The organism is Roseateles aquatilis (genome assembly GCF_002205645.1).
GTDB lineage: Bacteria > Pseudomonadota > Gammaproteobacteria > Burkholderiales > Burkholderiaceae_C > Roseateles > Roseateles aquatilis.
Genome location: NZ_NIOF01000002.1, coordinates 332,752 through 351,229 on the forward strand (window position 1 = coordinate 332,752; position 18,478 = coordinate 351,229).

Annotated in this window: 11 protein-coding genes; 6 read left to right on the forward strand and 5 right to left on the reverse strand. The window is 68.4% G+C overall.

The annotated features are described in order from the left end of the window. Positions 1–142 precede the first annotated feature (142 nt). Positions 143–1,120: a tripartite tricarboxylate transporter substrate binding protein BugE gene (locus tag CDN99_RS07010; RefSeq protein WP_088383986.1), complete on the forward strand. Its 978-nt coding sequence runs from the start codon at positions 143–145 to the stop codon at positions 1,118–1,120. Between the two features lie 102 nt (positions 1,121–1,222). Here CDN99_RS07010 and CDN99_RS07015 read toward each other — a convergent pair whose 3' ends face one another. After that, the gene (locus tag CDN99_RS07015) at positions 1,223–1,408 is read right to left on the reverse strand and encodes a hypothetical protein (protein ID WP_088383988.1); all 186 of its coding nucleotides are present in this window, start codon (positions 1,406–1,408) and stop codon (positions 1,223–1,225) included. 612 nt (positions 1,409–2,020) lie between these two features. Here CDN99_RS07015 and aceA point away from each other — a divergent pair. Beyond that, the gene (gene aceA, locus CDN99_RS07020) at positions 2,021–3,319 is read left to right on the forward strand and encodes an isocitrate lyase (protein ID WP_088383990.1); all 1,299 of its coding nucleotides are present in this window, start codon (positions 2,021–2,023) and stop codon (positions 3,317–3,319) included. Between the two features lie 178 nt (positions 3,320–3,497). Here aceA and CDN99_RS28600 read toward each other — a convergent pair whose 3' ends face one another. From CDN99_RS28600 to CDN99_RS07030, 3 genes are all read right to left on the reverse strand, one after another. After that, positions 3,498–3,656 carry a hypothetical protein gene (locus CDN99_RS28600; protein WP_158218773.1) on the reverse strand — a complete coding sequence of 53 codons (159 nt, stop codon included), beginning with the start codon at positions 3,654–3,656 and terminating at the stop codon, positions 3,498–3,500. A 140-nt stretch (positions 3,657–3,796) separates the two neighbouring features. After that, complete coding sequence (locus CDN99_RS07025; RefSeq protein ID WP_238139405.1) at positions 3,797–6,019, reverse strand: response regulator; 2,223 nt, start codon at positions 6,017–6,019, stop codon at positions 3,797–3,799. Beyond that, complete coding sequence (locus CDN99_RS07030; RefSeq protein WP_088383994.1) at positions 6,016–11,124, reverse strand: HAMP domain-containing protein; 5,109 nt, start codon at positions 11,122–11,124, stop codon at positions 6,016–6,018. The genes CDN99_RS07025 and CDN99_RS07030 overlap by 4 nt, the downstream gene beginning before the upstream one ends. A 171-nt stretch (positions 11,125–11,295) precedes the next feature. Here CDN99_RS07030 and CDN99_RS07035 point away from each other — a divergent pair, with 171 nt between their 5' ends. After that, entirely contained in the window at positions 11,296–11,763 is a 468-nt protein-coding gene (locus CDN99_RS07035) for a response regulator (RefSeq protein WP_088383996.1), read from the forward strand. 37 nt (positions 11,764–11,800) lie between these two features. Here the strand turns inward: CDN99_RS07035 and gbd are convergent, their stop codons facing one another. After that, positions 11,801–12,961, reverse strand: a complete 1,161-nt coding sequence (gene gbd, locus CDN99_RS07040; RefSeq protein WP_088383998.1) for a 4-hydroxybutyrate dehydrogenase — start codon at positions 12,959–12,961, stop codon at positions 11,801–11,803. A gap of 119 nt (positions 12,962–13,080) precedes the next feature. Here gbd and CDN99_RS07045 point away from each other — a divergent pair, with 119 nt between their 5' ends. The 3 genes from CDN99_RS07045 to CDN99_RS28975 all read left to right on the forward strand — a co-directional run bounded on the left by CDN99_RS07045 (position 13,081) and on the right by CDN99_RS28975 (position 18,478). Beyond that, a complete protein-coding gene (locus tag CDN99_RS07045; protein ID WP_088384000.1) occupies positions 13,081–14,037 on the forward strand; it encodes an alpha/beta hydrolase in 957 nt (318 codons plus the stop codon). Positions 14,038–14,138: 101 nt separating this feature from the next. After that, a complete protein-coding gene (locus tag CDN99_RS07050; protein WP_088384002.1) occupies positions 14,139–15,014 on the forward strand; it encodes a YbgC/FadM family acyl-CoA thioesterase in 876 nt (291 codons plus the stop codon). 173 nt (positions 15,015–15,187) lie between these two features. Beyond that, positions 15,188–18,478 carry a hypothetical protein gene (locus CDN99_RS28975; RefSeq protein ID WP_193531696.1) on the forward strand — a complete coding sequence of 1,097 codons (3,291 nt, stop codon included), beginning with the start codon at positions 15,188–15,190 and terminating at the stop codon, positions 18,476–18,478.

Consider the following 18,478-nt stretch of genomic DNA (forward strand, 5'->3'; position numbering starts at 1 on the left):
AGACGGCGTTCGGGCATGCCTGCGCTTGACCGCCCCGCTCGTGCGGTCTCTACGTAGTTCCGCTAGGCCACCTCGACAGGCGACATACTTAAGCTCCCCCGATCGAAAGTCCTTTCGACCTTTTTCAGAAGACGAGGAGATCATGAACCGTCGCAAGATCATTCAACGCGGCCTGGCACTGGGCGCGCTGAGCCTGGGTAGCGCCGTGGCGCTGGCCCAGACCTATCCGAGCAAGCCGGTGAAGCTGGTCGTTCCGTTCGCGCCGGGCGGCACGACGGACATCATCGCCCGCGTCGTGGCGCAGTACATCAACGGCCCGCTGGGCCAGACGATGATCGTCGAGAACAAGGCCGGCGGCGGCGGCATCATCGGCGCCAACGACACCGCCAAGTCGGCGCCGGACGGCTACTCGCTGGGCGTGGCCACCGTGTCCACCACGGCGACCAATCCGGCCATCAATCCCAAGACGCCGTACAACCCGCTGACCGACTTCACGCCGATCATCAACCTGGCCGCCACGCCCAACGTGATCGCCGTGCATCCGTCCTTCCCCGCCAAGGACTACAAGGGTTTCCTTGCCGAGCTCAAGAAGAACCCGGGCAAGTACAGCTATTCGACCTCCGGCACCGGCGGCATCGGCCATCTGCAGATGGAGCTCTACAAGAGCCTGACCGGCGTGTTCGTGACCCACATCCCGTACCGCGGCGCGGGTCCGGCGCTGAACGACACGGTCGCCGGCCAGGTGCCGATGATCTTCGACAACCTGCCGTCCGCGCTGCCCTTCATCAAGGACGGCCGCCTGATCGCCATCGCCGTGGCCGCGCCGCAGCGCCTGGCCGTGCTGCCCAACGTGCCGACCTTCAAGGAACTGGGTCTGGAGCCGGTGAACCGCATGGCGTATTACGGGATCCTGGGTCCGAAGAACCTGCCCAAGGAAGTGGTCGCCAAGATCCACGACGCCGCCCGCAAGACGGTCGAGATGCCCGAGGTGAAGAAGCGCATCGAGGAAACCGGCTCGATCATCGTGGCCAACACCCCGGAGCAGTTCACCGAGCAGATCAAGGCCGAGTTCGCCGTGTACAAGCGCGTCGTCGAGGTGCAGAAGCTCAAGCTCGACTGATTCGCCGGAAGCCCGCCCCGGGAGGGGCGCGCCAATGACAAGGGGCGTCCGAGGACGCCCCTTGTGCTTTCAGGGCCGGGAGGTCTTCCCGGTCCGTGAGGGTCAGAACATCTTGCCCATGCCGCCCATCAGGTTGCCCAGCAGGCCCTGAGCCAGGCCCCCGGTCATGCTGTTGAGCAGGCCGCCCAACGGGCCGCCCGCCGCGCCGGCGCCGCCCGCGCCGCCGGCGCTTTCGCCGCCGCCGATGCCGCCCAGCAGTTTGGAACCGATGCCAAGTAGTGCAAACATTTTCTTCTCCAGGTAGAGCCGCCGGATGTCCCGGAACCAGGGCCGTCATGCCGCTGAAGGTGCGCCTGCGCCGCGAAGGTTCGTCGCGCTGGCGGACGGCTGGTGATCCGGAGCCGGCGGCCTGAAATCAGGTCGCGGCACCCGGCTCTAGTGGGCATGCCGTCGACAACCGATTGCTGGGAAGGTTTGCGGACGAAATCCCGTGCGCTGCCGCATTTGAGCGATGTCTTGCGCAAATCTCACCAGCCCGGCCGAGGTTGGACGTGGCGGGATAAAGATTTCAAGTTATGAAATGAGATTGGCGGGATGCAAAAAAACCGCGTGCTGCACCGCCGCAAAATTTCTCATGATGGAAGAACAGGTTCCGCAATCCGGTATGAATGGTGCAAGTCGTTGATTTGCATGGGTTAAAAATTCAGTCTTATATAAGACATGAGGCCACACGGCTGAATGGGAGAAGCCTAGATTTAGGGTCATCGGTTCTTGATTTCGACCACCGTCTGACGACACCAGCGATTCAGGCGGCCCGTCCAGCCCACCCGGCTTGGCGGACCCGGTCAACAGACCGCAGCCCGTGCACCGACAAGTTCATTCATTCCAAGGAGTTTCCTCATGACCAACCCGACCCGCGAACAGCAAATCGCCGCCCTCGAAAAGGACTGGGCCGAGAACCCGCGCTGGAAAGGCATCCAGCGCGGATATTCCGCCGCCGACGTGGTCCGCCTGCGCGGCTCGTTGCCGATCGAGCACACACTGGCCAAGCGCGGTGCCGAGAAGCTGTGGAACCTGGTGAACACCGAGCCCTTCGTCAACTCCCTCGGCGCGTTGACTGGCAACCAGGCGATGCAGCAGGTCAAGGCCGGCCTGAAGGCGATCTACCTGTCCGGCTGGCAGGTTGCCGGCGATGCCAACAGCAACGGCGAGATGTACCCCGACCAGTCGCTGTACTCGGTGGACTCGGTGCCGAAGGTGGTCCGCAAGATCAACGCGACCTTCAAGCGCGCCGATGAAATCCAGTGGAGCGAAGGCAAGGGCGACATCGACTACTTCGCCCCCATCGTGGCGGATGCCGAGGCCGGCTTCGGCGGCGTGCTGAACGCCTTCGAGCTGATGAAGGCCATGATCGAGGCGGGCGCGTCCGGCGTCCACTTCGAAGACCAGCTCGCCGCCGCCAAGAAGTGCGGCCACATGGGCGGCAAGGTGCTGGTCCCGACGCGCGAGGCGGTGGCCAAGCTGGTCGCGGCGCGCCTGGCGGCCGACACCATGGGCGTGCCCACCGTGCTGCTGGCCCGCACCGACGCCGAGGCCGGCGACCTGGTCACCAGCGACATCGACGACAACGACAAGGCCTTCTGCACCGGCGAGCGCACGGTCGAGGGTTTCTTCCGCACCCGCAACGGGCTGGATCAGGCCATCAGCCGCGGCCTGGCCTACGCGCCCTACGCCGACATGATCTGGTGCGAGACCGGCAAGCCCGACCTGGCCTTCGCCAAGGCCTTCGCCGAGGCGATCCATGCGAAGTTCCCGGGCAAGCTGCTGGCCTACAACTGCTCGCCGAGCTTCAACTGGAAGAAGAACCTGGACGACGCCACCATCGCCAAGTTCCAGCGCGAGCTGGGCGCGATGGGCTACAAGTTCCAGTTCATCACGCTGGCCGGTTTCCACAGCCTGAACTACTCGATGTTCAACCTGGCTTACGGCTACGCGCGCAACAACATGAGCGCGTTCGTCGAGTTGCAGGAAGCTGAATTCGCCGCCGCCGAGAAGGGCTTCACTGCCGTGAAGCATCAGCGCGAAGTGGGCACCGGTTACTTCGACGCGGTCACCACCACGATCGAAGCGCAGGCGTCGACCGCGGCGCTGAAGGGCTCCACGGAGGACGAACAGTTCTTCGACGCGAAGCACGGCTGATCGTCGCGCACCGCGATCGTCCCGGCCGGCCTCCGAGATCCTTCGGACGGCGGCGGGGATAGCCGCAAAGGGAAGGGGCTGGCGTACTGCCAGCCCCTTGTTCATCGCGCGTTCATCGCGAGGTCGCGCGCGCGATGGCTCGCGTCATCGATGGCGCGAGAGGTGGGTTCGATCAACCTCAGAACATGCGACCCATGCCGCCCATGGACATGCTCATCAGCGGGCCGGCCATGCCCTGGATCATCTGAGCGATCCCGCTCATTGGATTGGATCCGCCGGCCTGACCGACACCTCCCATCAACATTGGCGCCAACGCGGCGGCGATCGGTGCAACCATGGTTCTCTCCTTCATGCGCCCGGACCGGATCGGCACCCGTCGCCATGCCGCGCCCTGATCGTCCACCCGGCAAGTCCGGGAGACGCGGCGACAGGATGCCGGGCCCGGGGTGCTCGACAGCGGCGCGAGGTAGTGGCCGCTCAGCGGGCCGCTGTTTCCGGATGCCGCGCGGAGATTTCGCGATGGCGCCATTCCTGAATCAGCTCGACCACCGCATCGGGGTCGGCCGGTTTCACCAGGTGCACATCGAAGCCCGCTTCGTGCGCCCGTCGGCGATCGTCCTGCTGGCCATAACCGGTCAGCGCGATCAGCAGGCATTGCGCGGCGCCCGGCACGGTGCGCAGCCGCCGGGCGACCTCGTAGCCGTCCAGGCCCGGCAGGCCGATGTCCAGCAGCACGACCTGCGGTGGTTGCGCCGCCGCTTGCTCGAGCGCGCGCGGCCCGTCGAGCGCCACGACCGTCTCGAATCCGGCGAGCTCCAGGAACACCGCCATCGAGTCGGCCGCATCGCGGTTGTCGTCGACGACCAGGACCCGGCAACGATCGTTCGCCCGCGCGGGCGCGGCGGCGTGCGCCGGCACTGACGCCTGGAGGTGCGGCTCGCGCGGCTCCTGCGGCTCGGCGACCTCGACCGCCTTCGCGGCGGGCAGACGCACCAGGAACTCCGAGCCGCGCCCCGGCCCGTCGCTGCGTGCCTCCACGCTGCCGTGATGCAGCTGCACCAGCCGCTGGACCAGCGTCAGCCCCACGCCCAGCCCGCCCTGATTGCGGTCCAGGCCGCGCGGACCTTGCTCGAACAGGTCGAAGACATGCGGCAGCAGGCTGGACGAGATGCCCCGGCCGTTGTCGCGGACGACGAGCTCGAAGCCGTCCGGGCCGCCGGTCAGCGCCAGCTCGATGCGGCCGCCCGCGTCGGTGTACTTGCTGGCGTTGTGCGCCAGGTTGGTCACGACCTGGATCAGCCGCGCCGCATCGCCGCGCACGCGCGCCGGCTGAGGCGGCAGATCGATGCGCAGGTGCTGGTGCTGCGCGTCCAGCAGCGACTGCACCGGCTCCACGCCCTGGCGCACGATGTCGCGCAGGTCCAGCGTCTCGGTCTTCAGGACGATCTTGCCCTGGCTGATGCGGGCGACGTCGAGCAACTCATCGACCAGCCGCGTCAGGTGCTTGACCTGGCGATCGGTCAGCGCGACCGCCTGATCCAGCCGAGGGTCGCGGCCGTCGGCCAGCGAGCGCATCACCTCGACCGCGTTGCGGATCGGGGCCAGCGGGTTGCGCAGTTCATGCGACAACATCGCGAGGAACTCGTCCTTGCGCCGGCTCGCTTCCAGCAGCTCGGCCTCGGCCTGGCGTCGCTCGACGATCTCCGCTTGCAGTGCACCGTACAGGCGTGCGTTCTCGAACGCGATCGCCGCGCGGCCGGCCAGTTCCTCCAGCGTGGGCCAGTCGGGCGGCTGATGCGGCTCGGCGAGCAGCAGGCCGCCGAGCAGGCGTTCGCCGGCCACCAGCGGCAGCACGGCGCCGCTGGCAGTCTCGCGGTGGAGCAGGGCGCGCGGCGAGGCCTCGTCCGCGCTTGCCGGGCCGCTCGTGGGCACGACCGGCTCCAGCGCGTTGCGCGTGGCGTTGTAGAGCACCTCGGACAGCATCTGCTCGCGACCCTCGGCGAAGAGGGGCACCTCCTGTGCCGACGGCGCGTCGCAGCGCAGCACGCGTTCGTGGCCATGGCCGGCGTCGCGCAGCCACAGCAGCGCGCGCGGCGCGAAACGCGGCACCAGCAGCGCCAGCAGCTTGCGCATCGCGACGTCCGCGTCCAGCGAGTCGGCCAGCTCGCGCCCCGCCTGCGCCAGGAAGATGGAGCGCCGCGTGCCTTCCTCCGCGGCGCGCTGCGCGGCCTCGGCGCGGGCGATGGCGATGCGCTCCAGCGCCTGCTGCCGCAGCCGCTGCTGCATCAGGAACAGGTCGACGAAGACCCGCACCTTGCTGCGCAGCACGTCGGGGATCACCGGCGACAGGATGTAGTCGACCGCGCCCAGCGAATAACCCTGCGCCGTCTGCAACTCGTCCGCATAGGCGGTGACGAAGATGATGGGCGTGTGTGCCGAGCGCCGGTAGCCGCGGATCAGCCGGGCCGTCTCCAGGCCGTCGATGCCCGGCATGTTGACGTCCATCAGGATCACCGCGAATTGCTGCCGCAGCACCTCGCGCAGCGCCTCGCTGCCGGAGCGGGCGATGACCAGGTGCTGGTCCAGGTCGGCCAGGATGGTCTCGAAGACGAGCAGCTTCTCGGGCAGATCGTCGACGATCAGGATGCTGGCGCGCTCGGCGGCGTCGGGCGCCGCGTAGCCGTCGAAGAGCGCGCTCAATGGCATAACCAGCCCCGCAGCACCGTCAGCATGTAGGCCGGATCGACAGGCTTGGAGAGGTAGTCCCACGCGCCCGCCTCGATGCACTTCTGGCGGTCGCCCTTCATCGCCTTGGCGGTCACCGCCACCATCGGCAGCTCGCGGCCGCGCGGCAGGCGGCGGATCTGCTGCATGGTCTCCAGCCCGTCCATCTCCGGCATCATGATGTCCATCAGCACGATGTCGATGGTCGGGTCCTCCTGCGCGATGCGGATCGCCTCGCGGCCGTTGTCGGCGGAGACGATCACCATGCCGTGCCCGTCCAGCACCGTCGCCAGCGCGAAGATGTTGCGCATGTCGTCGTCGACGATCAGCGCCTTCTTGCCCGCCAGCGGACATCGGGCCTGCTGCACTTGATGAAGCGCCTCGCGCTCCCGGTCGCCCAGGTCGGCCGGCGCGCGGTGCAGCGCCAGCGCCAGGTGGGCCAGCGCGGCATCGGTGTCGGCGGCATGGTGCACCGGCAGGCCGTGCGGCCGGGCCCAGCGGTGCGCGCCGAGTTCGTCCGACCGGCCCAGCGCGTCGCCGGCGCCGGAGTTCAGCGCCACGACCGGCAGCGGCAGCGTGCCGGAGCGCCGCTCCAGCGCGTCCAGCACGTCCTGCGGCCCGAAGCCGCAGGCGGCGGCATCCAGCAGCAACGCGTCGACGCCGGGCAGCACGGCCCGCGCGTCCTCGACCGAGTCGACGAAGACCGTCTCGACCTCGTGCGACAGCGGCGCCAGCGGGGCCAGCATCGCCATGCGGGTCGGCCCGGCCGGCATCGCCACGGCCAGGCGCCGCACCGGGCGGTCGACATAGCGCTGCAGGTCGCGCAAGGCCGCGTCGACGTCGTCGCGCGACTGCAGCGGCTTGGACAGGAACCCCAGCGCGCCCGCCTGCAGCGCGCGGTCGCGCGACTCGTCGGTGGAGACGACGCACACCGGCAGGTGACGGGTGTCGGGATCGGACTTGAGCCGGTCCAGCACGCGCCAGCCCTGCATGTCGGGCAGGAAGATGTCCAGCGTGATCAGGCTGGGGTGGAACTCCTGCGCCATCGTCAGCGCGCCGGCGCCGGTGGTGCTGACCAGGCCCTTCATGCCGGCCTGGCGTGCCGAGTCCAGCAGCACGCGTGCGAAGGCCAGGTCGTTCTCGACGATCAGCAGCACGCGGTCGCCGTTGGCGATGTCGTCGCGGTCGTCCTTGGCGACGTTGGCGAAGACGATGCTGTCGGGCGGCGAGTCCAGCTGGACCTCGCCGGTCGCCAGCGGCGGCGGCGCGGCGCCGGTCGTGCCCGGCCCGTCGGCGCTGGTCGTCCCGGGACGGGGCCGGCGCGCGGCGGCGCGCTGCACGGCGGCCTCGGCGAGCTCCGCGGCGCTGATCGGCGGCATCGCCCCCGGCGCAGGGCCGCCGACCGCGGCACTGCTCGCGGCGACATCCGTGGCGTCATGCCCGTCGTCGCCGTCGCCGTCGCCGCGGGCTGGCGGCGCGCTGCTCGGCCGCGGGCGCGCGTTGCGGGCCGGCGAGTAATGCTGCGGCAGGTACAGCGTGAAGGTCGAGCCGCGGCCCGGCGCGCTGACCAGCCGGATCTCGCCGCCCAGCAGCCGCGCCAGCTCGCGGCTGATCGCCAGGCCCAGGCCCGTGCCGCCGTATTTGCGCGAGGTCGAGCCGTCGGCCTGCTGGAAGGCCTCGAAGATGATCTGCTGCTTGTCCGCGGAGATGCCGATGCCGGTGTCCGCCACCGCGAACGCGATCACCTGCCCGGCGTGGTTCAGCACCTCGTGGTCGGCTGACCAGCCCTCGCTCGCCGCCGCCACGGTGAAGGTCACCTGGCCCTGGTGCGTGAACTTGAAGGCGTTGGACAGCAGGTTCTTGATGATCTGCTGCAGCCGCTTGACGTCGGTGACCAGCGACTTGGGCAGCGGTTGCTCGACCTCGACCGCGAAGCCCACGTGCTTGGACTCCGCGAAATGCCGGAAGCTGCGCTCCACCGAGCGCTGCAGCTCATCCAGCCGCAGTTCGCTGACGTCCACCGCCACCGTGCCGGACTCGATCTTGGACAGGTCCAGGATGTCGTTGATCAGCATCAGCAGGTCGTTGCCGGACGAGTGGATGGTCTTGGAGAACTCGACCTGCTTGGACGTCAGGTTGCCGTCGTTGTTCTTGCAGAGCTGGTCCGACAGGATCAGCAGCGAGTTCAGCGGCGTGCGCAGCTCGTGCGACATGTTGGCCAGGAACTCCGACTTGTACTTGGAGGTCAGCGCCAGCTGCTCGGCCTTTTCCTCCAGCGCCTGCCGGGCCTGCTCGACCTCGGTGTTCTTGCGCTCCACTTCCTGGTTCTGGTGGGCCAGCAGGCGGGCCTTCTCCTGCAGCTCCTGGTTGGTCTGCTGCAGCTCCTGCTGGCGGCGCTGCAGCTCCTCGGCCAGCGACTGGGACTGGATCAGCAGGTCCTCGGTCCGGGTGCTGGCCTCGATGGTGTTGATCACGATGCCGATGGATTCGGTCAACTGGTCGAGGAAGGCCAGGTGGGTGGAGCTGAAGCGCTCCAGCGAGGCCAGCTCCAGCACGCCGCGCACGCGGCCCTCGAAGATCACCGGCAGCACCAGCACCTCCATCGCGGCCGACTCGCTCAGGCCGGTGGCGACGCGGAAGGCCGTCGACGGCACGTTGGTCAGCAGGATCTTCTCGCGGTCCAGCGCGCACTGGCCGACCAGCCCCTGGCCCAGGTCGAGCTCCTTGCCGTGCGTGGCCTCGCCGCCGGAGGCGTAGCTCGCGAACATCTTCAGGCGCGGCGTGTCGCCCCGCATGTTGAGCACGTAGAACTCGGCCTGCTGCACATCCACCACCGGCGCCAGCTCGCTGAGGATCAGCCGGCCGACGGTGTCCAGGTCCTTCTGGCCCTGCAGCATGCGGCTGAACTTGGCCAGGTTGGTCTTGAGCCAGTCCTGCTCGGTGTTCTTCTGCGTGGTGTCCTTCAGGTTGCGGATCATCTCGTTGATGGTGTCCTTCAGCGACGCCACCTCGCCCTGCGTGTCCACCGTGATCGAGCGCGTCAGGTCGCCCTGCGTCACGGCGGTGGCCACCTCGGCGATCGCGCGCACCTGCGTGGTCAGGTTGGCGGCGAGCTCGTTGACGTTCTCGGTCAGGCCCTTCCACGTGCCGGACGCGCCCGGCACCTTGGCCTGGCCGCCGAGCTTGCCCTCCACGCCGACCTCGCGCGCCACCGTCGTGACCTGGTCGGCGAAGATGGCCAGCGTGTCCGTCATCGAGTTGATGGTGTCGGCCAGCGCGGCGATCTCGCCCTTGGCCTCCACCGTCAGCTTCTGCGCCAGGTCGCCGTTGGCCACCGCCGTCACCACCTTGGCGATGCCGCGCACCTGGCCGGTCAGGTTGCCGGCCATGAAGTTGACGTTGTCCGTCAGGTCCTTCCAGGTGCCGGAGACGCCGCGCACCGTGGCCTGCCCGCCCAGGCGGCCCTCGGTGCCGACCTCGCGCGCGACGCGGGTCACTTCCGCGGCGAAGGAGGACAACTGGTCCACCATCGTGTTGATGGTGGTCTTGAGCTCCAGGATCTCGCCCAGCACGTCGACGGTGATCTTCTTGGACAGGTCCCCGGCGGCCACCGCCTTGGTCACGTCGGCGATGTTGCGCACCTGGGACGTGAGGTTGGACGCCATCGAGTTGACCGAGTCGGTCAGGTCCTTCCACGTGCCGGCCACGCCCTGCACGTCGGCCTGGCCGCCGAGCTTGCCCTCGGTGCCGACCTCGCGCGCCACGCGCGTCACCTCGGCGGCGAAGGACCGCAACTGGTCGACCATCGTGTTGATGGTGTTCTTGAGCTCGGAGATCTCGCCCTTGACGTCGACGGTGATCTTCTTGGAGAGGTCGCCGGCGGCCACCGCGGTGGTCACCTCGGCGATGTTGCGGACCTGCGAGGTCAGGTTGCCGGCCATGAAGTTGACCGACTCGGTCAGGTCCTTCCACGTGCCGGCCACGCCCTGCACGTCGGCCTGGCCGCCGAGCTTGCCCTCGGTGCCGACCTCGCGCGCGACACGCGTCACCTCGGCGGCGAAGGACCGCAGCTGGTCCACCATCGTGTTGACGGTGTTCTTGAGCTCCAGGATCTCGCCCTTGACGTCGACGGTGATCTTCTTGGACAGGTCGCCCAGCGCCACCGCCTTGGTCACGTCGGCGATGTTGCGCACCTGCGAGGTCAGGTTGCCGGCCATCGAGTTGACCGAGTCCGTCAGGTCCTTCCACGTTCCCGACACGCCCTCGACGCGGGCCTGGCCGCCGAGGATGCCCTCGGTGCCGACCTCGCGCGCCACCCGCGTCACTTCGGACGCGAACGAGCGGAGCTGGTCGACCATCGTGTTGATGGTGTTCTTGAGCGTCAGGAACTCGCCCTTGACGTCCACGTCGATCTTCTTGGACAGGTCGCCCTGCGCCACGGCGGTGGTCACGTCGGCGATGTTGCGGACCTGGTCTGTGAGGTTGCCGGCCATGGAGTTGACCGAGTCGGTCAGGTCCTTCCACGTCCCGGCCACGCCCTTGACCTCGGCCTGGCCGCCGAGCTTGCCCTCGGTGCCGACCTCGCGCGCCACGCGCGTCACCTCGGCGGAGAAATCGCCAAGCTGCTCCACCATCCGGTTGATGGTCTTGGCGGTGTGCAGGAATTCGCCCTGCAGCGGCCGGTTGTCCACCTCCAGCGCCATGCTCTTGGTCAGGTCGCCCTCGGCCACGGCGCCGATCACGCGCGCGGCCTCGCTGGTGGGGTGGACCAGATCGTCGATCAGCGCGTTGATGCAGTCGATCTGCTGGCCCCAGAAGCCCCGCATCTCGGGCAGGGCGGCGCGCTGCTTGAGCCGGCCCTCCTTGCCCACGACCTGTCGCAATCGGGAGAGCTCGGCGGCCATGCTGGCGTTCTGCTCGACGACCTCGTTGAAGGCGTCGGCGAGCTTGCCCGCCACCCCCGTCCAGTGAAACGGCAATCGCACGTCCGGGTCGCCGCGCCGCAGCGCATGCAAGGCCAGCAGCATCGCGTTCAGGTGTTCGGCCGGCACGACGGCGACACCTTCCTCCAGCACACTCATGGGCTTCTCCGGCCGTTTGAAAGCGGCATAACCTGAGAACTTTAGTCGTGCCCGACCTGAGCGGTGCCTGGGTTTTGGAGGGGGCGGGTGGGCACGCCGGTTGCCGATGCAAGGGATCGCCGGACGCCTCGCCGCCCGCGTGATGTCGCACTTGAAAATTGAGACGCCTCGATGCCTGAACAATCGCCCCACGCCCTGCGGGTGCTCGTGATCGATGACGACCCGGAAGGGGCGCGAAGCCTCAGCGAGCTCTTTCGCTGCTACGGGTGCGCGACGGCCGTCGCGTACAGCGGGCGCGTGGGGCTGAGGCTGTCCAAGCTGTTCAAGCCGGAGCTGGTGTTTGTCGATTTCGACATGCCCGACATGAACGGGCTGGCGGTGGTGGCGGAAGCCAAGCTCATCGACGCGGAGGGCGGCCGCCGCGCGATGTATGTCTGCCTCACCGGCGGCGGGCCCGAGATCACCGAGGAGAACGCCGGCGCGGCGGGTTTCAACCGGCTGCTGTACAAGCCGCTGAAGGTGACCGACCTGCTGGCGGTGCTGCTCGCGGCCCGGCCCGGCAACTTCGTCGCCGGAAATGCCGCCCCGGCGATCCGGCCCGCGCGATCACCGCACGGCGATCGTTCCCCCAGGCATTGAGGCTATGGCGCCGATGGGCGCGAGCGTCATCGGCGTGTCACATCGACTCGTCGAGCATGCGGCGGTAGTCGCTCGGGGAGGCCTCGCGCGGATTGGTCTTGTGGCAATGGTCGTGCAACGCGCGGTCGATGATCTGCTCGAACAGGGCCGTCTGCACGCCCATTTCCGCCAGGCCTACCGGCAGCCCCAGCCGGGCGCTCAGCGCCTTGACCGCGTTGGCCAGCTCGTCGGGCGGCGTGCCTTCCTGCAGATTCATCGCATGGGCCATGCGGGCGATCTTGTCGTCGCGGCGCATGCTCTCGTGCTGCCCGTTGAAGCGGATCACCGCCGGCAGGAACACCGCGTTGAGCGTGCCGTGGTGCAGCCGCGGCATCAACCCGCCGAGGGCGTGGCTGAGCGAGTGCACGCAGCCCAGCCCCTTCTGGAAGGCCATCGCGCCCATCATGCTGGCGGCCATCATGTCCAGCCGCGCGTCGATGTCGTCGGGGTGCGTGGTGGCCCGCTCGATCCGGCCCCAGCCGCGGCGCAGGCCTTCGAGCGCGATGCCGTCGGCCGGCGGATTGAAGGCCGCCGACATGAAGGTCTCCAGGCAATGCGCGATCGCGTCCATGCCGGTCGCCGCGGTCAGGCCGGCCGGGAGCTTGCGCGTCAGCTCGGGATCGCAGATGGCGGACTTGGGCATCAGCTCCCAGCTGTGGAAGCCGAGCTTGCGCCCGTCGTCGACGATCAGGATCGCGCCGCGCGCCACTTCCGAGCCGGTGCCGGCCGTGGTCGGCACGGCGATCAGCGGCGCGGCCCGGGCGGTGATGTTGCCGGCGCCGCCGAGGATGGTGGCGTAGTCCGTCAGCGGGCCGTCGTGGGTGGCGGCGATCGCCACGCCCTTGGCCAGGTCGATGCTGGAGCCGCCGCCGACGGCGATCAGGCCGTCGCAGCCGTGCTCGCGGTACAACGCCACCGCCTCGCGCACGGCGGTCTCGGTCGGGTTGGGCGGCGTCCCGTCGTAGACGGGCAGGGTGGCGGGGTCGACGGGGGAGGCGGTCCAGTCGTCGAGGACCAGGTCGAGCACGCCGGCCGCGCGCACGCCGGCGTCGGTGACGATCAGCGGCTTGCGCAGGCCGATGCGCGCGCATTCCGCGCCGATGGCGCGGCGCGCGCCGGCTTCGAGATGGATGTGGGTCAGGTACTGGATCAGGGCCATGTCGTGTCCTTCGACGCCGTGAGGAGCGATGTCTGGGAAAATCCCGCCTTTGCGGCTTGGCGGACGGCCGAGCCTACGTCCTGGAGTTCCCGTTGAGTAGCACCTTGTTGACACCGCGGATGGCCGCGGTGCTGGAGCGCATCCACCGCGCCAACCGGCCTTCGTTCCACCACCTGTCGCCCAAGCAGGCGCGCATCGCCTATCTGATGGGCGCGGAGATCCTGGACCTGCCGCGGGCGCCGCTGGCGCGCATCGAGAACCTGGCAATTCCCGGACCCGCGGGCGACATCGCGGCGCGCCTTTACGCGCCGCTCACGCGCGAGGACGCCGCCGCGCGCGACGACCTCGGCCTGCCGGTGCTGCTGTACTTCCATGGCGGCGGTTTCGTCATCGGCTCGCTGGAGACCCACGACAGCCTGTGCCGGCAACTGGCGCTGCGCAGCGGTGCCGCGGTCCTGGCCGTCGACTACCGGCTGGCGCCCGAGCATCCGTTTCCGGCCGCGGTCGACGATTGCTGGGCCGCGCTGGCCTGGCTGGCCAGGACCGCGCCGGACCTGGGGCTGGATCCCCGGCGCATCGCGGTCGGCGGCGACAGCGCCGGCGGCACGCTGTCGGCGGTGACCGCGCTGCATGCGCGGGACGTCCGGCAGGCGCTGGGCGTCGACCTGGTCCTGCAGTTGCTGGTGACGCCGGGCGCGACGGCGCACGCGGACACCGACTCGCACCGCCGCTTCGCGCAGGGCCACCTGCTGGACGCGGACACGATCGCCTGGTTCTTCGGGCAGTACATCCCGCCGGAGCGGCGCGAGGACTGGCGCTTCGCCCCGCTGCAGGCGGACGATCACGAAGGCGTGGCGCCGGCCTGCTTCATCCTGGCGGAAGCCGATCCGCTGATCGACGAGGGCGTGGCCTACGCCGACGTGTTGCGCGCCCACGGCGTCGAGGTGCAACTGGAGCTGTACCGTGGCGTGACACACGATTTCATCAAGATGGGCCGTAGCATCCCGGAGGCGGAGCAGGCGCTCGATGCCTGCGCCGGCGCGCTCAGGCGAGCGTTCGGCCTGGACGGCGCGTGACCTGGCGCCACGCCGTCGCGCCCGCCTCTGCCTCGCTTCACCACGACCCGATCTCCGACCGCTTCCGATCCGTTCATCGATCGCCTCACCGACCGCCCCGCATGACCAGCAGCCCCGTGCCCACCCGCGACCGCTTCCGTTTCCTCGATCGCCTGCGCGTGCGCTGGTCCGAGATCGACGCGCAGCAGATCGTCTTCAACGGCCACTACCTCACCTACTTCGACACGGCGGTGGGCGGCTACTGGCGCGCGCTGGCGCTGCCGTACGCGCCGACGATGGCGGCGCTGGAGGGCGACCTGTTCGTCCGCAAGTCCACGATCGAGTACCTGGGCTCCGCCCATTACGACGAGCTGCTGGACATCGGCGTGCGCACCGAGCGGGTCGGCACCTCGTCGCTGACGGTGGCTTGCGCGGTGTTCCGGGGCGACGAGTGCCTGGTGCACGGCGAGCTGGTGTATGTCTTCGCCGACCCGGCGGTGCGCGTGCCCAAGGCGGTGCCGCAGGCGCTGCGCGACCTGCTACTGGGCTTCGAGCGCGGCGAGGCCATGACCGAGGCGCGCGTCGGTGGCTGGGCCACCCTGGGCCAGGACGCCCACGGCATCCGCCAGTCCGTGTTCGTCGAGGAACAGAAGATTCCCGCCGAGATGGAATGGGACGCCGCCGATGAAAGCTGCACGCACGCCGTCGCCTACAACCGGCTGGGCCGGGCGCTGGCGACGGGGCGTCTGCTGGAGCACGTGCCGGGCGTCGCCAAGATCGGCCGCATGGCGGTGCTGTCGCCGATGCGCGGCAGCCGCGTCGGCCGCCAGGTGCTGGACGCGTTGATGCAGGCCGGCCGCGAGCAGGGCTACCGCGAGGTCCTGCTGCATGCGCAGCTCAGCGCCGAGGGCTTCTACACGCGCGCCGGGTTCCAGCGCCGCGGACCGGTGTTCGAGGAGGCCGGCATCGCACACGTGGAGATGGTGCGCATCTTGTGACCGTGTGCCGGCCGCACGGCGTCGGCTTCGATCCGAACGAGGGTGACCTCGATCCCGGGAGGCGTGCCCGCATGGGTTGCGCTTGAGGGTCGTGAAGCAGTCATTGACGACTGCGCCGGGACGATCCGCTTTCCATACTTTCGGCTTTGCCCGTCGGGCGAGGTGCACGAGAGATGAAGAAGAATCGAAACGTTGCGAGGCGTGAGGCCGTTCTCCGAGGCAAGCGTGTCGAACTGACGGACGACGATGAGCGCGTCGCGGACGCGCAGGGTGGGACCGCCGTCGATGACGGGCCCACATCGGCGGCGGCCGGCGCCGTCGACTCGGCCATCGTGGTCGCCTCGAACGAGGGAACGGCCGTGGCCGAGAAGGGCGCTGGCGACGATGCGGACGAGGACCGCGGGCCCGTCGGCCTGGCATGGGGAACCCTGCCGGTGCTGGCGTTCGCAGGCCTGACCACGGCGGGCATGGGTGCCAGCGTGCCGCCGGTCGCGCCGACGCCGAAGCCCCCACCCGAGCCGAAGCCGGAACCAACCCCTGAGCCGAAGCCAGAACCGGCCCCTGAGCCGAAGCCAGAACCAACCCCTGAGCCGAAGCCGGAACCGGCCCCTGAGCCGAAGCCAGAACCAGCCCCTGAGCCGAGGCCAGAACCAACCCCTGAGCCGAGGCCAGAACCGGCCCCTGAGCCGAAGCCGGAACCAGCCCCTAAGCCGAAGCCGGAACCAACCCCTGAGCCGAGGCCAGAACCAGCCCCTGAGCCGAGGCCTCTACCGAAGCCCGAGCCCGAGCCCGAGCTGCCGGCACCGAATCCCGTTCCGAAGACTGAAGACCCACCTTCCGCGCCCGAGCTTGGATTGGTCAATGACAGCGGCATCGATCCCACGGATCGCCTGACCAACGATCCCACGGTGATGGTGTCGGGGCTGCTCGACGGCGCGACCTGGTCCTACAGCGTCGATGGAGGGCGCACCTGGCGGCAAGGGGAGGGTGATCGCATCCCGGAGACGGCCTTCGACGGGGACGGGGTCCAGGACCTGCTCGTGCGGCAGCAGTCGGGCACGACGGGGATGACCAGTCTCCCCAGCGGACTCTCCTTCACGTTGGACAGGACGTCGCCGACGGTGCCGCCTTTCGATGCGCGCCCCACCACCATCGATCGCGACACAGGGGATCGCGCCCCAGCGTTCTTCCTGTTCGCGAAGGGGCCGGACGAGTCCGGCACGTTGCGGTGGCAGGCGGGCGACCAGGAAGGCTCCGGAACGTCGCGTTCCCTGCGTCTGCCCGACATCGTCCTGCGGCGTCCCGGCGATGTTGTTTACTGGCATGAGGACGCCGCCGGCAACGCCAGTCCCAAGGAAACTCAATACCTGGATGGGGCTGCGCCAACGGTCCTGTCCATGATGCCGCGCGGTGGCTTCGTCGACGGGTCGACGCCGGAGCGCCCGCGCATGCGGGGGGGCGACTTGCTGATCCAGGGGCTGGAGCCGGGCGGGCGGTGGTCCTACGCCATCGACGACGCTTCATGGAAGGACGAGGTCGGGGACGTGCTCTCGGATGCCTTGCTGCGGGTGCCGGGGAAACACGTGGTGCGCACGATTCACACGGATTCGCATGGCAACGAAAGTGATCTGGCCCGCTGGCAGGTGGAGGTTGTCGACAGCTTCAAGCTGCGCCTGAAGAACGATACGGGCCGGACCGAGGCGCAGAAAACGGATCTATACACGTTCGATGCCACGGTCCTCGTCGAGCAAGCGAATGGCGGCTTCCACAGCGCCTTCTTCAGCATCGATGGTGGGAACTCCTGGCAACCTGTCGTCGGATCGAGCATTCCCTCTGACCATTTCTCGGGTGACGGCAAGAAACAGGTGATCGTCAAGGGCTTCGTCGGGGATGGCGTGCCCATCGGCGAGGCGACGTTGGATTTCGAGGTGGATCGCACGCATCCCGGCCCGGTCAGGCGTGTCGCCCCTGAGGGGATCTTTGTGTCGGACACAGGCGAGCCGTGGACCACCGCGTCGACCGGTCGCAACCTGCTCATTTCGACACCGGGACTCAGCGTGCTCGATCTGGAGGAAGGGACGTCGCTGCTGTACACGACGTACGCCGCGCAGGAGCAGTCGCAACAGCTGTCCATGTCGCGCTGGAGACCGGACGCGTCGATTCCCGCCGACGCGTTTGAAGAGGGGCGGCAACTGTGGGGCCTGTCGGCGGTCGACCGCGCCGCCAATGCGTCGGACCCCATGTTCTTTGGGACGTGGCTGGACACCCTCCGCCCTCAAGCACCCCAGGTCGTCCTGACCCGGACCGCGGAGGCATGGATGGCCACGGACGAGTCGCTGGAGGCGCATGGCCGTCTGGAGTACCGAAGGCCGGAGGGCGAGTGGCGTCCCTACGAGCCCGCTGGCATTGTGGATGAGCCGCGAGTCGACGCGCTGCTTTTCCGGCAGGTGGACCTGGCGGGCCATGCCAGTGACGAACGAGCGCCGATTCACATCGAACGGGCCAGTCCGATCAAGTTGCGGCTGAAGAACGACACGGGCGTGACCGAGCCGCAGAAGTCCGACCTCTACACGTCGGACGCGACGGTGGTGGTGGCTGGCATCGAGCCGTGGATGGGCCACGTGGAGTACCGCATCGACGGCGGCGACTGGAAGCGTCTGGGCGACGGCAAGGAGATCGGCGCCACGTCCTTCGCGGGCGATGGGAAGCCGCGTGTGGAGGCGCGGGTCCACGACAAGAGTGGGGGCGTCTTCGATCCGGTGAGCTTGAGCTTTGAACTGGACACGACACCGATGAACACGACGACCTTGCGTGTCGTTCACAATAAGGGGCTTGTCTCTGAGCTTGGTCAACTCGATGCGAAGGGCGAATACACCCTCTCCAATCAGGCGCTCGTGCAGTTGGTCGATCTGGAACCGGATGCGACGTGGACGTATGCGTTCTACAACATCCAGGATACAAAGCAACGCGGCTCGCCGCTCGTCGGCAACGGAGAGTTCATTCCGAAGGAAACGATCGATGAAGGGGCGCAAGTGATTGGCGTCCACGTCAGTGATCGTGCCGGCAATCCAGACAATGTCATTCAGTTGATCAACCTGTGGCTGGACACCACGGCGCCGCGGCAACCCGAAGTGACTGTGCGGTCAGAGGGGGCCAGGTACAGCTTTATTGTCGAAAATCCGGTGGCCTCGGAGCGGTTGGAGTGGTTCAAGGACAATGACTGGATTCAGATGGACAACGCGAGGCTCGATACTCCGCCGCTCTCTTCGGTGACGAAGTTCTTGATTCGCGCGGTCGATCCAGCTGGCAATCCGAGTAAACCATTTGAGTGGGATGCGTGGCCGGAGTTGCCGGAGCGCCTTGACGAAGAACCGCTGAGCCAGCCACAAACCTGGGCATCACCGCCCACGCTGCCGCCATCCTTGTCGCCCTTGCCCGCCGACGCGGGACTTCCTGTGGTGTGA

Excerpts from the sequence above, each read along its gene's own strand:
- CDN99_RS07010 (WP_088383986.1), top strand. The coding sequence starts at position 143 with ATGAACCGTCGCAAGATCATTCAACGCGGCCTGGCACTGGGCGCGCTG.
- CDN99_RS07015 (WP_088383988.1), bottom strand. The coding sequence starts at position 1,408 with ATGTTTGCACTACTTGGCATCGGTTCCAAACTGCTGGGCGGCATCGGC.
- aceA (WP_088383990.1), top strand. The coding sequence starts at position 2,021 with ATGACCAACCCGACCCGCGAACAGCAAATCGCCGCCCTCGAAAAGGAC.
- CDN99_RS28600 (WP_158218773.1), bottom strand. The coding sequence starts at position 3,656 with ATGGTTGCACCGATCGCCGCCGCGTTGGCGCCAATGTTGATGGGAGGT.
- CDN99_RS07030 (WP_088383994.1), bottom strand. The coding sequence starts at position 11,124 with ATGAGTGTGCTGGAGGAAGGTGTCGCCGTCGTGCCGGCCGAACACCTG.
- CDN99_RS07035 (WP_088383996.1), top strand. The coding sequence starts at position 11,296 with ATGCCTGAACAATCGCCCCACGCCCTGCGGGTGCTCGTGATCGATGAC.
- gbd (WP_088383998.1), bottom strand. The coding sequence starts at position 12,961 with ATGGCCCTGATCCAGTACCTGACCCACATCCATCTCGAAGCCGGCGCG.
- CDN99_RS07045 (WP_088384000.1), top strand. The coding sequence starts at position 13,081 with ATGGCCGCGGTGCTGGAGCGCATCCACCGCGCCAACCGGCCTTCGTTC.
- CDN99_RS07050 (WP_088384002.1), top strand. The coding sequence starts at position 14,139 with ATGACCAGCAGCCCCGTGCCCACCCGCGACCGCTTCCGTTTCCTCGAT.
- CDN99_RS28975 (WP_193531696.1), top strand. The coding sequence starts at position 15,188 with ATGAAGAAGAATCGAAACGTTGCGAGGCGTGAGGCCGTTCTCCGAGGC.